General features: G+C 65.3%; 11 protein-coding genes. 2 read left to right on the forward strand and 9 right to left on the reverse strand.

From position 1 onward, the window contains the following. Positions 1 to 388: 388 nt before the first annotated feature. Positions 389 to 2260 (reverse strand): ABC transporter ATP-binding protein/permease, encoded by a 1872-nt coding sequence (locus IV113_RS21525; protein WP_291089313.1) that lies wholly within the window; start codon positions 2258 to 2260, stop codon positions 389 to 391. A 38-nt stretch (positions 2261 to 2298) separates the two neighbouring features. On the opposite strand from IV113_RS21525, the gene IV113_RS21530 reads away from it, so the two are divergent. Both IV113_RS21530 and IV113_RS21535 read left to right on the forward strand, forming a co-directional pair. After that, a complete protein-coding gene (locus tag IV113_RS21530; RefSeq protein WP_291089316.1) occupies positions 2299 to 2730 on the forward strand; it encodes an acyl-CoA thioesterase in 432 nt (143 codons plus the stop codon). A gap of 69 nt (positions 2731 to 2799) precedes the next feature. Next, positions 2800 to 3612 (forward strand): IclR family transcriptional regulator, encoded by an 813-nt coding sequence (locus IV113_RS21535; RefSeq protein ID WP_291089319.1) that lies wholly within the window; start codon positions 2800 to 2802, stop codon positions 3610 to 3612. A 24-nt stretch (positions 3613 to 3636) separates the two neighbouring features. Here the strand turns inward: IV113_RS21535 and IV113_RS21540 are convergent, their stop codons facing one another. The 8 genes from IV113_RS21540 to IV113_RS21575 form a co-directional block, all read right to left on the reverse strand. Then, a complete protein-coding gene (locus IV113_RS21540; protein ID WP_291089322.1) occupies positions 3637 to 4599 on the reverse strand; it encodes a tripartite tricarboxylate transporter substrate binding protein in 963 nt (320 codons plus the stop codon). 35 nt (positions 4600 to 4634) lie between these two features. Then, positions 4635 to 5837, reverse strand: coding sequence for a CaiB/BaiF CoA-transferase family protein (locus IV113_RS21545; RefSeq protein WP_291089325.1), 1203 nt, complete (start codon positions 5835 to 5837; stop codon positions 4635 to 4637). A 5-nt stretch (positions 5838 to 5842) separates the two neighbouring features. Beyond that, positions 5843 to 6982 carry a MaoC family dehydratase N-terminal domain-containing protein gene (locus tag IV113_RS21550; RefSeq protein ID WP_291089328.1) on the reverse strand — a complete coding sequence of 380 codons (1140 nt, stop codon included), beginning with the start codon at positions 6980 to 6982 and terminating at the stop codon, positions 5843 to 5845. 61 nt (positions 6983 to 7043) lie between these two features. After that, positions 7044 to 8606, reverse strand: coding sequence for an acyl-CoA synthetase (locus tag IV113_RS21555; RefSeq protein WP_291089331.1), 1563 nt, complete (start codon positions 8604 to 8606; stop codon positions 7044 to 7046). A 203-nt stretch (positions 8607 to 8809) separates the two neighbouring features. Continuing rightward, complete coding sequence (locus IV113_RS21560; protein WP_291089334.1) at positions 8810 to 9244, reverse strand: PaaI family thioesterase; 435 nt, start codon at positions 9242 to 9244, stop codon at positions 8810 to 8812. An 89-nt stretch (positions 9245 to 9333) separates the two neighbouring features. Then, positions 9334 to 10074: a type 1 glutamine amidotransferase gene (locus IV113_RS21565; RefSeq protein WP_291089336.1), complete on the reverse strand. Its 741-nt coding sequence runs from the start codon at positions 10072 to 10074 to the stop codon at positions 9334 to 9336. A gap of 27 nt (positions 10075 to 10101) precedes the next feature. Next, complete coding sequence (locus IV113_RS21570) at positions 10102 to 10947, reverse strand: hypothetical protein (protein WP_291089339.1); 846 nt, start codon at positions 10945 to 10947, stop codon at positions 10102 to 10104. Beyond that, positions 10944 to 11900, reverse strand: coding sequence for a TIR domain-containing protein (locus IV113_RS21575; protein ID WP_291089342.1), 957 nt, complete (start codon positions 11898 to 11900; stop codon positions 10944 to 10946). The genes IV113_RS21570 and IV113_RS21575 overlap by 4 nt, the downstream gene beginning before the upstream one ends. Between the last annotated feature and the right edge of the window lie 214 nt (positions 11901 to 12114).

Here is a 12114-nt window from a genome sequence, read left to right on the forward strand (position 1 = left end):
ACATGCGGACCTCTGATCCCCGCGCCCCTGCGCTGCTCAGCCCGGCCACACGGCAACAAGCGGGATCGGGATCGGACTTCCCCTCCGGCGTGCGTGTCTTGCTCCCTCTCCCTCTGGGAGAGGGCCGGGGTGAGGGCTCCCCCGCCGTCATTCGCTGGCGAGTAGCGCAGGAGCGCCCGGACAAGGGGCGCACATGTCCGAAGGCTGCGTAGCAGACAAGTTTGTGCGCACCCCGGGCGATCCGAGCAACGCAGCGTGCCCGAAGGGCCAGCGAATTCGGCTCGCCTTTCTTTTGCTTACTTTTCTTTGGCGAAGCAAAGAAAAGTGAGTCGGCCGCCGGGCCGAGACCCGGCTAACCACGACAGAAAAACCATCACATCAAGAGAACTCAATCCGAACCACTCTGCTGCAAAGCCCACATCCCCGAATAAACCCCACCCCTCGATACAAGCTCCGAATGCGTCCCCCGTTCAACAATCTCCCCATTCACCAAAACGAGGATTTCGTGAGCATCCACCACCGTGGACAACCGGTGCGCAATCACCAGCGTGGTCTTGTTGCGGGCCGCCGACTTCAGCTCCGCTTGAATGGCCCGCTCATTGGCCGAATCCAGCGCTGAGGTGGCCTCATCAAAAATCACGATGGGTGGGTTCTTCAGCAGAGTGCGGGCAATCGCCACGCGCTGCTTTTCACCGCCCGACAGCTTGAGGCCACGTTCGCCCACCATCGTGCGGTAGCCCAGCGGCAGCCGCTCGATGAAGCTGTGGATGTGCGCCGCCTGCGCGGCCTGCACCGCTGCGTCGTGCCCGGCCTCGGGGCGGCCGTAGAGGATGTTGTATTCGATGGTGTCGTTGAACAGCACCGTGTCTTGCGGCACGATGCCGATGGCCTGGCGCACGCTGGACTGCGTCACCGCCTTGATGTCCTGGCCGTCGATGGTGATGTGACCAAATCCGTGCGGTCCCGCCTCATCGCCACTCGACGCATTCGTCACGTCATAGAAGCGGTACAGCAACCGCGCCAGCGTGCTCTTGCCAGAACCCGAAGGCCCCACCACCGCCACCGTCTTGCCGGGCGGTATTTCAAAGCTGATGCCGTGCAGGATCTCGCGTGCTGGCTCGTATGAGAAACGCACGTTCTCGAACTTCACCGCCGGCGGACCGTCCAGCAGCAACGGCTGGGCGCCGGGCTCATCGGCGATCTCGCGTTCTTTCTCGAGCAACACGAACATCTTGTCCAGATCGGTCAGGCTCTGCTTGATCTCGCGGTACAGCACGCCCAGGAAACCCAGCGGAATGTAGAGCTGGATCATGAAGGCGTTGACCATCACCAGATCGCCCAGCGTCATCTCGCCGCTCACCACGCCCTGCGTGGCGCGGTAGAGCATGAGCACCAGCGCCACCGCAATCACCACCTGTTGCCCGGCGTTGAGCATGGACAACGTGGTCTGGCTCTTGATGCGGGCGCGGCGCAGTTTCTCCAGCGCCTCGTCGTAGCGGCGGCCTTCAAACGCTTCGTTGTTGAAGTACTTCACCGTCTCGTAGTTCAGCAGCGAGTCCATGGCGCGCGTCTGGCTGGTGGACTCCAGCTCGTTCATCTCGCGGCGGAACTTGGTGCGCCACTCGGTCACGACCACGGTGAAGGTGATGTAGAGCACCAGCGCCACCAGGGTGATCCACACGTAGCCCATGTCGAACTTGGTGCCCAGCAGCGTGAGCACCATGGCCACCTCGATCAGCGTGGGGAAGATGCTGTAGAGCGAGTAGGAGATGAGCGACTGCACGCCGCGCGTGCCGCGTTCGATGTCGCGCGTCATGCCCCCGGTCTGGCGCTCCAGGTGAAAACGCAGGCTGAGCGCGTGCAAATGGCCGAACACCTGCAGCGCAATGCTGCGGGTGGCGCCCTCGGTGGCCTTGGCAAACACCAACTCGCGCAGCTCGGTGAAGATGCTGGTGGACAAGCGCAGACCGCCGTAAGCCAGGAGCAACCCCAGCGGAACCACAAGCATGGCTTCGACGCTGCCGGGCTTGATGCTCATGGCGTCGACCAGTTCCTTCAGCAGCAGCGGCACGCTCACGTTGGCCATCTTGGCCCCCACCATGAAGGCCAGCGCCAACACCACGCGCACCTTGTATTGCCAGAGGTAGGGCAACAGACGTTTGAGCGTGGCCCAGTCGGAGCGCTGGGCGGGTTTGCCGCCCGCTGCACCAGGGGTGGCGGGCAGGGTGATGGAGGCTTGGGAAGGGTTGTCGGGGCGCATGCGGGAGAATGGACGGCTACTGTCCTGAGATTGTGACCATGTCAAACAAAACAAGCCCGAACCCCGAAACCACCCTGCCCCGCGACAGGGAACTGGTCATGAAGGTCATTCCCATGCCCGCTGACTGCAATGCCAACGGCGACATCTTCGGCGGCTGGGTCATGGCGCAGGTCGACCTGGCCGGTGCCGTGCTCCCGGCGCGCCACGTGCGCGGGCGCATGGTCACGGTGGCGGTGAACCAGTTCGTCTTCAAGCAGCCGGTGCGCGTGGGCGACATCCTGAGCTTCTTCTCGCATGTCACGCGCGTGGGAAACACCTCGATCACGGTGGAAGTCGAGGTGTTTGCCGAGCGCATCCTGGCCCAGGGCGAGTACCTGAAGGTGACCGAAGCCAGCCTGACCTACGTGGCCATTGACGCGGAAGGTCGACCCCAGCCGATCCCGCGCGAGGATGTGAAGTCGCCCAGCTGATCGCGGGCGGGCGTCTTGCGGCGCGCTAACATTGTCCCTGGACAAAACGTCCGAGGAGTCTCGCGTCCCATGCCCGCCGAATCCAGAATACCCAGACAGCCTGCTCCAGCCGCAAAGAAGGGCGTGCGCGTGCGCGACGTGCCCGCCGTGACCCGGTCGATTGCCATCCTGCGTTTGCTCGGACGGACCAAGCAGGCACTGGGGGTCAAGGCCATCGCCGACGAACTCGGTTTGGTCCCGAGCACCTGCCTGCACATCCTGCGCGTGTTGGTGAGCGAAGAACTCGTGAAGGTGGAGCCCGGCACCAAACACTACGCGCTGGGCAGCGGCATGATCAGCCTGGCCCGCAGCGTGCTCAAGGGCGGCAGCTTTGCCCAGCTCGCCCAACCAGGGCTGGACCGCCTGGCGTCTTCGTTTGGTGTTACGGCGATGGGCGTGGAGGTGACGCCCAAGCAGACCGTGGTGGTGCTCGCCCTGTCCCGTTCGGACCAGCCGTTTCGCATGCACACCGACGTGGGCAGCCAGTTTTCTTCACTGGTGAGCGCCACCGGGCGCCTGATCGCCGCCTACAGCGGTGACAACTGGACCGTGCTGCGCCAGAAGTTTGCCGCCATCGAATGGGACAAGGCGCCGAGCTTTGCGCAGTGGAAGAAGGAAATCGAAGAGACCCGGGCCCGCGGCTGGAGTTCGGATCGCGACAACTTCATGAGCGGGATCACGGTCGTTGCCGTGCCGATCTTCGAGCCGTCCGGCCGACTCATGCACACACTGGTGGCCGTCGGTCTCTCCAGTCAGCTCCACGCCACGGCCATGGTGCAACTGGCAGCCGCCATGCGGCAGGAAGCTGAATCGATTTCGGACCTGCTGCTCGATCGCCACTGAACCGGGCAGCTGCCGCAGCCCCGCTCAATCAACCTGGATGCCGGCACGTTTGATGACCGGCTCCCACTTCCTGCGCTCGTTGACCGCGAAGGCGGCCAGTCGGGCCGGTGTGCCGCCCGCCGGGTCAAACCCCAGATCGAGCAGGCGCTGACGGCTTTCGGGCTGCGCCAGCACCTTGTTGAGGGCCGCGTTCAGTGTATTGATGATCGCTGGTGGCGTGCCTTTGGGGGCGTACAGAGCATTCCAGGCCACCACCTCGAAGTCTTTGAAACCCTGCTCAGCCACGGTCTTGACGCCGGGCATCAGGCCGCTGGGCTGAGCGGACGTGACCGCCAGCGCGCGCAACTTGCCCGAGGCCAGCATCGGCCGCAGCGCGGTCGGGGTGTCGACAATCGCCGGCACCTGACCGCCCAACAAGTCCGACATGGCATTGGCAGACCCTTTGTAGGGAATGCCGAAGAGCGGCACCGACGTGCGGTCTTTCAGCAGTTCGACCACGAGCCGTGCGGTGGTGCTCGGCATGGCAATGTCGGCGCTGCGGGGATTGCGCTGCGCCAGGCTCACGAGTTCGGCAGCGGATGTCAGCGGCGACGCGGCGTTCACCGCCATCACCATGGGAAAGGTGCCCACGAGTGCAATGGGCTCAAAATCCTGCGCCGGGTCGAACGGGAGTTTGGCGTAGAGAAACTGGTTGAGCACATGGGTGGCGTTGGTGCCCATGGTCAGGGTGTAGCCGTCCGGCGCGGCCTGTTTGGCCAGATCGGTGCCCAGGTTGCCGCCGGCCCCCGCCTTGTTCTCGATGACGATGGGCTGGCCCAGATCGACCGCCATCTGGGCGGCGAGGTAGCGAGTGGCGATGTCGGTGCCCTGCCCCGCGGCATAGGCCACGATGATCTTGATGGGCCGTTGCGGATAGGTCTGCGCGTTGGCGGCCATCGAGGTCGTCAGCGTGAAGGCGGCGGTGATGATGAGGTTCAGAAATCGCATGTTTGTCTCCTTTTATTGTGATGGCCAGTTGGCCACTAGGTTCTGGGTCCGGGGGCGGCACCCGTTTCTCGCAATCGTTGACGGTCGTTCTCCGAATAGCCCAGGCCCACCAGAATGGCTTCCGTGTCTTGAGCAAAGCCCGGCGGTCTGGCGCCCGGTGAGCCCGGCGTGCCCAGCAGCCGCATGGGCGAGCGCAGGCCGGTGTAGTTCGAACGGCGCACGACGATGTCGCGGTGTTCGCAGTGGGCATGCGCCAACGCCTGGGGCACCGAATTCACGGCACCAGCCGGCACTCCCGATCGCATCAAGGCTTCGCACAAGGGCTCGCAGTCCCGGTCTGCTATTGCCCCTTCGATCAACGCCTTGAGCGCGGCGCGGTTGACCACCCGCAGACTGTTGCTGGAAAAACGCTCGTCATCCAGCAGGTTCTCCAACCCCAGGCAAGCACCCAGTCGACGGAACTGCGCATCGTTCAGGATGCCGATGAACAACTCGCCATCATGGGCCTTGAACTTGTCGTACGGCGCAATGTTCGGGTGCGCGCTGCCGAGCAAGCGTGGTGAATCCTTCGACGCGAACCAGTTCGACGCATGCGGCAACAGCAGGCTCAGCGCCGTGTCGTACAAGGTGGCCTCCACCCGTTGCCCCCTTCCGCTGGCCTGGCGCGCCAGCAGCGCCATGAGGATGCTGCTCATGGCCACGTAGCCGGTGAGGTGGTCCACGATCGGCATGCCCACCCGCGTGGTTCCGCTGCACTCGTCGCCGTTGATGCTCATCAGTCCGCACAGCGCCTGCAGCACGGCGTCGTAGCCCGGCAAGCCGCCCAGCGGCCCATCGTTGCCAAAACCGGTGATGCTGCAGTGGACCAGGCGCGGGTAGCGCTCGGCCAGGGTCTGCTCGTAGCCCAGACCCCAGCGTTCCAGGGTGCCGGGGAGAAAGTTCTCCACCAGCACATCCGCGTCGGCCAGCAAACGGTGAAGCACCTCCTGCGCCTCGGGCCGGGACAGGTCGAGGCTGATGGCCTGCTTGCCCCGGTTGAGCGCCAGAAAGTACGCCGCGTCGCCATCACCATCGAAGGGCGGTCCCAGGCTGCGCGTCTCGTCGCCCGAAGGCGGCTCGACCTTGATCACCTGGGCACCGTGATCCGCCAGCATCTGAGTGCACAGCGGCCCCGCCAGCACCCGGGTGAGGTCAACGACCTTCACGCCTTTCAGTGCGCCACCGGCGGTCGTGGACATCGGATTCACCCCCTGGACGGCAAGACGACGATGCCGCTGCCCACCACCGACAGCTCGTCGTTCTGGTTGCGGGCTTCCTGGTCGATTTCGACCATGTGCTTGCCGTTTTCGACGAACTTGCGCTTGACCTTGGCCTTGATGAACAGCATGTCGCCTTCGGGGTTGTGGCGGCGGATCTTGCAGCTGGCCTTGTGAAGGAAGCCTGCATCGCCCATCCAGTTGGTGAGCTGGTGCGTGAGCCACGAGGTGCGCTCCGGGCCGTAGTCGTAGGCACCCGGGGCGCCCACTTCGAGTGCGAAGTCTTCTTCCCAGTGAACACGCTCGGGGCAATCGGGGATGCCGAAACGGTTCTTGATGCCCACACCAGGATGCTGGTCGATCAGCTTCCAGGCCAGTTTGTTGGCCCGGATGTACAGACCGCCCCAACCCTGCGCGTAGGCGATGAAGCCAGTCACGGTCATCGGACCCTTGAACATCACAGGCAGTTCTTCGCCCTCCTTCACGTCCTCCCAGTAGCGCGGGGTGGCACCACGGATCTCCTCGTCGCGGTACAGCTTGTAGGCTTCGGCCAGCTCTTCATCGGTGTAGCGGCGCGGCGCGCTCGCGCGCACCTCGCTGTACTTGGTGCCCTGCTCGCGAGCGTGATCGCGCTCGGTGCGGAAGCACCAGCTGTCGGCCTCGGCCACCTTGTCACCGCTCTGGTTGAAGAAGTCCACGTGGTAGGTCTGCTGCACGGCGCGGCCGGCAAAACGGGTCTGGTGCTCGACCAGTTCCTTCAGACTGGCCTCGGTGTGGATCTCGTCGTTGCGGCGCACGGGCTTGTGCCAGGTCCAGTCCGCGCCCGACCACATGGCGTGCACGCCCGGCAGACCGCCGACGTAGCCGGACACGATGCGGCTGGTCGAGAACAGGAAGCTGGGCAAGGCAATGATGCCGCCGTGCTGGCTCTTGGCCGCGTACTCGGGGTCGCACCACAGCGGGTTGTCGTCACCGATGCCGTGGGCGTAGTGGCGGATGTTGTCGCGCGTGGCCTCGTGGCACCAGGGTTCGACCGTGTGGCCGATCTTGACGCCGATGCGCTGGCGAAGCTCGTCAAGACCTTGCTCGGTGATCTTGGGAAAGTTGCGGGTTTCGGTGGTGGACAAACGTGTCTCCTTGGTTGGGTGAATCGAGAGTGGGTGGGTGTTTGAATCGAAGCCGGTTCGATCAGGTCGAAGCAACGGCCAGGGCCGCGATCTCCTGTTCGCGAAGCTTCTTGCGGTGCACTTTTCCGGCCGGGGTCTTGGGCAGTTCAGCGACCACCGCCACGTGGCGCGGGTACTCGTGCTGACTCAGCTTGTTGCGCACGAGGTTCTGGATTTCTTCGGTGAAGGTGTCGGAGCCGGGCCTGTTGCTGACAACAAAGGCCTTGACCACCTGCCCGCGCAATTCGTCGGGCACACCAATGGCCGCGGCTTCCAGCACGTCGGGGTGCATGAGGATCACGTTCTCGATCTCGACCGCGCTCATGGTCCAGCCGGCCGAGATGATCACGTCGTCGGCCCGGCCCCCGTGATGGAAGTAGCCCTCGCTGTCGATGCGACCCAGGTCCTTGGTCGGGATCCACTGCCCCCGGCGCAGCACCATGAGTTGTCCCGAGGTGCCCACCGGGCACGGTTGGCCCTCGGCGTCCTGCACCACCACCTGGGTGCCGGGCACCGGTTTGCCCAGGGAGCCCCGGTGCACCGGGAAATCGGGCGCACCGGGGTAGCTGACCAGCACCACACCGATCTCGGTCGTGCCGTACATGCTGCACACCTCGAGTCCGAAGGTCTGGTGCACGAAGTTCGCGGTCTCGTCGTCGATCGGCTCGCCGGTGAACGACAGCTTCTTGAGCGCATAGGTGTAGCGACCCGCCGCACCGCTGTTGCGCATCATGCGGTAGTGCGTGGCCGCTGCCGACATGTTGGTGAAGCAGTGTTCGGACAACGCATGCAGCAAGCGCTCAGGGTTGAAACGGCCGGCGTAGGCACCGATCGTCAAACCCAGGGCAAGCGGCGCGAGCGTGCCATGCCAGAGCCCGTGTCCCCAGGCCGGCGAAGAGGGGCAGAAGAAGCGGTCTCCCGGGCGCAGACCCGTGCCGTACAACGCGGCCACCATCAAGGTGACCAGCGCACGGTGCGAATGTTTGACCGCGTCGGGCAGTTCGCGCGTGGTGCCCGACGTGTACTGAAACACCGCCAGGTCATCGGCCCGCGTCTTCACCTCGAACGTTGACGGCAACGGCTGGATGGAGGCCAGAAAGTCGCGATCGAAGACCAGCACACCGTCCCCGACGATGGACCGCGCCACTTCCTGTTTTTCTTCGTTCGTGACCAGCAAGGCAGGCTGGCAGTCCTTGACGCGCAGTCGAATGCCGTCGGGGCCGAACAGCGTGAACAACGGCACCGCAATCGCGCCGCTCTTGATCACGCCGAACATGGCGACATAGAACGCCCGTGAGGGCTCCAACATGATCGCCACGCGCTGGCCCGGCTGGATGCCACGCGACACCAGGTGGTTGGCGAAGCGCGATGAATCGGCCGCCAGCTCCGCGTAGGTGATCGTCTCGTCGGCACCTTCGGCACGCACCACGATCACCGCGTCGCGCCCGGAAGCGGCGTGACGGTCCACGCACTCATGACCGATGTTCAGGACCTCGCGGTTGCCATCGAACAGCTCCCACAACTTGTCGTTGGAGAAGTGCGCCTGCGCATCGGCGTAGCTCGTGTAGTCGGTCAGTTTTTTCATGGTCTTCGTTGCTTGTCTCGTTGGGATGAATTCTTTCTGCGTTTTGTTTTTTTGTCAAATAGCATTGTGTTTTGTACATAGACAATCATGAAAAGAACGCAAGAAGACGTCAAACCTTGTGATCTCAGGACACGATCACAGCAACATCGCAGGGTGTGAGACTGACGGTTTCCGCCACGCCGCGGTGGCGATGGATGTGGTGCTCAGGGCATGCGAGCGGGCCGCAGCATCTTCATGACACCGCGCGCCGTGAGCACGGCCTGGCCTTCCACCTGCACCAGGCCATCCACGAAGACCAGGCTGCCGGTGCGCGCCGTGATGCTCGCCCGCGCCAGCGCAAAATCGCCTGCGCGAACCTCGGCCAGAAAGTGCGTATCCAGCTGCACGGTCACGCAGGGCGTCCGGCCGCAGGCCTCCCAGGCCACCGTGCTGACCACGTGATCGATCAGCGTGGCAAGGGCACCGCCATGCACCACGCCGGCGGGGTTCAGATGTTTGTCCTCGGCGAGCAGTCCGTACACCCATCCATCGCCCTCACGGCGCGTCCACAACGGACCGGAATGCCCCATGAAACCGTCCAGTTGGCGCGACTTCCAGCCCTGAGCATGCAATCGATCGATAGCCTCGGAATTCAACATGTGACCCATTTCATGACGCCGATGAAGCGGCGACGGTCACACATTCTGACCACCTTTGCACAAATGGTTTGTCCAAAGACAAATCGATGTCAGGCTTTCCAGCGCGCTTTCCAGGCCCGATAGATGCCATCGGCCATGGCTTCGCTGCCCGACTGGTGGCGCAGCGTGGCAGCGTTCATCGAGGCCGGGTCCTGCACGCTGTTGCGGTGCAGCAGCACGTGGACCGGGTAAGCCTCGCCCGGCTTTTCCATCCAGTCCTTGATCTTGGCCGGCGTGATCTCGATGTGGAATTGCATCGCCAGGTGCTGGCGCAATGAAAACGCCTGGTGCGCGCAGGTGCTGCTTGAGGCGAGCAGCTCGGCGCCGGGCGGCAGCTCGGTGAAGCTGTCCTGGTGCCATTGGTAAACCGTGGGCTGCACCGCGTCGCCCAGCCACTCGCGCGACGCGGCGCTGTCCAGACGGGTGATGGGAAGCCACCCCACTTCCGGCTGCGGCAGGCGATCCACCTTTCCGCCAAAAGCGCGCGCCATGAGTTGGCCGCCCAGGCAATGGCCGATGACGGGAATGCCGAGCGCGTCGGCCTCGCGGATCAGGGCCTCGGCATGGCGCAGCGTCAGGCGGTCGTCGTTGGCGCTCCAGGCGCCGCCCAGCACGGCCAGGCCCCGGTAGCCGCGCACCGAAGCGGGATAGTCCTCACCGGCTTCGGCGCAGCGCAGGTGCCAGCTCACACCCTGGGCATCGAGCCACTCGCCCAGGAAACCCGGTCCGTCTTCGAACAGGTGTTGCAGCACCAGCACGTCGGCTGGCGCGGTGGAATCAGAAGGGCTCATGCCGCCATCATAGGAAAGGGTCGGGCTCTAGTACGTGCTGCCGCGCACAAAGCGCGCGATGCCGGCCGCGACCTCGGCTTCCTGGTCTACAAAGCCGTGCGGCGTGCGCCCCTCGCAGGCGTCCAGACCCGCAGGCGGCGGCTTTGCCGGACCTCCGCTCACAGTCACCACCTGCTGGCGCGCGCTGCGCGTGCGCGCCGCGACACGCTCCATCAAGCCGGCCGGCGATCGCACGCAGGTGTCTGCGGCGTGGCCCACCAACAACAGAGGCACGCGCATGTCTTCCAGCGGCAGATCGAAGACCGACTGCGCGACCCACGGTTTCCTGGCGCTGCTCTGGCCCGCCATGAGGGCCGAGGTCAACACCAGCCCGTCGGGCGCGGCCGGGCCGAGCAGGCGCGACGCCGCATTGGCGGCGGAGATGGCGCCACGGCTGGTGCCGACCACCCACACGGCACCCCGCGTGCGTGCGCGCAGGTCAGCGATCACCTGTCCGAGCTCCTTCGCATGCCGGGGATCGGCGCGAAAGCCGCCCAGGCCGTCTTCGCCGTGGAAGTCGGTGGGCGCATCCACCACAGCGGTGGCGAAACCCGCCGCGTTGAAGAGCGGCACCGAGCGCACGAGCGAGTTGCCCTTGAGCTTTCGAGCGCAGCCCTGCGCGTCCAGGTCCACATGCCCGGCGCCGCCCGCCAGCAGCACCAGCGTCACCACCCCAACGGCCTGCGCACCCGGTGGTGGCATGAACGCGTAGCGCAAGGTATTGCGTTCCTGTGTCTCGATCGCCACCACCTCGCCGCAGCGCTCGCTGGCTTGCACCGGTGTCAAGAAAGCCACCAGTCCCCCGAGCACGCCGATAGCGAGGGCGCTCCTCATGGCCGCCGGGTCCCCCGGTAGGCGAGTTCGCTGCGGGGGTCGAACACCAGGGTCGGCGGCGAACGGTCCAGGTCCACGATGAAGGGCGTGCTGCCATCGGCGGCAAATATCTGGTTGCCGTTGCGGGTCAGGTTGACCTCGACGGCTTCGATGCGGCGGTAGTCTGAACTCACGCGCACAGTGGCGCGGTCAACGCGGGTGATGGTCACCTGGATGTCGCTGCGCGAGGGGCCTTTGGAATCCGCGATCACGTCTCCGCTGTACGTGCCCACCACCAGATCGGCCAGGCCTGGCGCGTCGGCTGCGGCGGGTGCAGACGCGGTGGTTGGCGGGTTCGCGGCGGGCGGCTGGACGGTGGGCGGTGGGACGGCGACCACTTCGCGGGCGGGCGCGGGCGTGGCGGTCACCGGGGCTGGCGTTTCGGCGGGCGGGGCGCGCCATGAGCTCACGGCGTACAGCCCCAGGCCCAACACCAGGGCCAGCATGGCCACCCCCGGCACCACCCAACGGGGACGGCTGGCTGCAGGTTGCACCACGCGGCGCGAGCGGGGCGACGGCGCCGCGCTGCGCATGGCGTGGGCCACACCCTGGCACAGCGCCTGAAAGCCGGGATGAAGTTCGTTGCCTTGCCAGCCCAGCAGATCTGCGGCCTGCTTGCGGCGGAATTCCAGCGGCAGTTTCACGTTGTCCATCAGCGCGGGCACGAGCACACCGCGTTCGGCAGCCGCGGCCGCCTCGTTCTTCACCCACTCCGATGCAATGGAATTCACCGACCACAGCACCACCACGCAGCGGGCGTTGTCCAGCGCGCGCTCGATGACCTGATCAAAGGCCTGACCCGCGATGATCTCGCGGTCCCACCACACCGACCACCCCATGCGACCCAGCGCCTTGGCCACTCGCCCCGCCCGCTCGCGGTCTTCGCTCGCGTAGCTCAGAAAGACATCGCTCATGGTGCACCTCCCCGGGGTCAGAGAACGGCTGGCATGCTAAACCGATCAAGCGGCGGCGGGAAGCGCATCAGGGCTCGGCGAACTGCTCAGAACTGCCCATGTCGCCCCTGCCCGGCCGCGAACCGCGTGGCGCCTTCCAGCGCATCGGGAATGCGCGCCTTGCCGCGTTGCCACTCCTGCAACAGCGCCTGGCCCAACGGCAAGTCCCACTGGG

It is taken from the genome of Hydrogenophaga sp., assembly GCF_018780385.1.
GTDB lineage: Bacteria > Pseudomonadota > Gammaproteobacteria > Burkholderiales > Burkholderiaceae_C > Hydrogenophaga.

Bases quoted from the DNA above. Each gene is read 5' to 3' on its own strand.
- IV113_RS21530 (WP_291089316.1), top strand. From the start codon at position 2,299: ATGTCAAACAAAACAAGCCCGAACCCCGAAACCACCCTGCCCCGCGAC.
- IV113_RS21555 (WP_291089331.1), bottom strand. From the start codon at position 8,606: ATGAAAAAACTGACCGACTACACGAGCTACGCCGATGCGCAGGCGCAC.
- IV113_RS21560 (WP_291089334.1), bottom strand. From the start codon at position 9,244: ATGTTGAATTCCGAGGCTATCGATCGATTGCATGCTCAGGGCTGGAAG.
- IV113_RS21525 (WP_291089313.1), bottom strand. From the start codon at position 2,260: ATGCGCCCCGACAACCCTTCCCAAGCCTCCATCACCCTGCCCGCCACC.
- IV113_RS21575 (WP_291089342.1), bottom strand. From the start codon at position 11,900: ATGAGCGATGTCTTTCTGAGCTACGCGAGCGAAGACCGCGAGCGGGCG.
- IV113_RS21570 (WP_291089339.1), bottom strand. From the start codon at position 10,947: ATGAGGAGCGCCCTCGCTATCGGCGTGCTCGGGGGACTGGTGGCTTTC.
- IV113_RS21565 (WP_291089336.1), bottom strand. From the start codon at position 10,074: ATGAGCCCTTCTGATTCCACCGCGCCAGCCGACGTGCTGGTGCTGCAA.
- IV113_RS21535 (WP_291089319.1), top strand. From the start codon at position 2,800: ATGCCCGCCGAATCCAGAATACCCAGACAGCCTGCTCCAGCCGCAAAG.
- IV113_RS21545 (WP_291089325.1), bottom strand. From the start codon at position 5,837: ATGTCCACGACCGCCGGTGGCGCACTGAAAGGCGTGAAGGTCGTTGAC.
- IV113_RS21540 (WP_291089322.1), bottom strand. From the start codon at position 4,599: ATGCGATTTCTGAACCTCATCATCACCGCCGCCTTCACGCTGACGACC.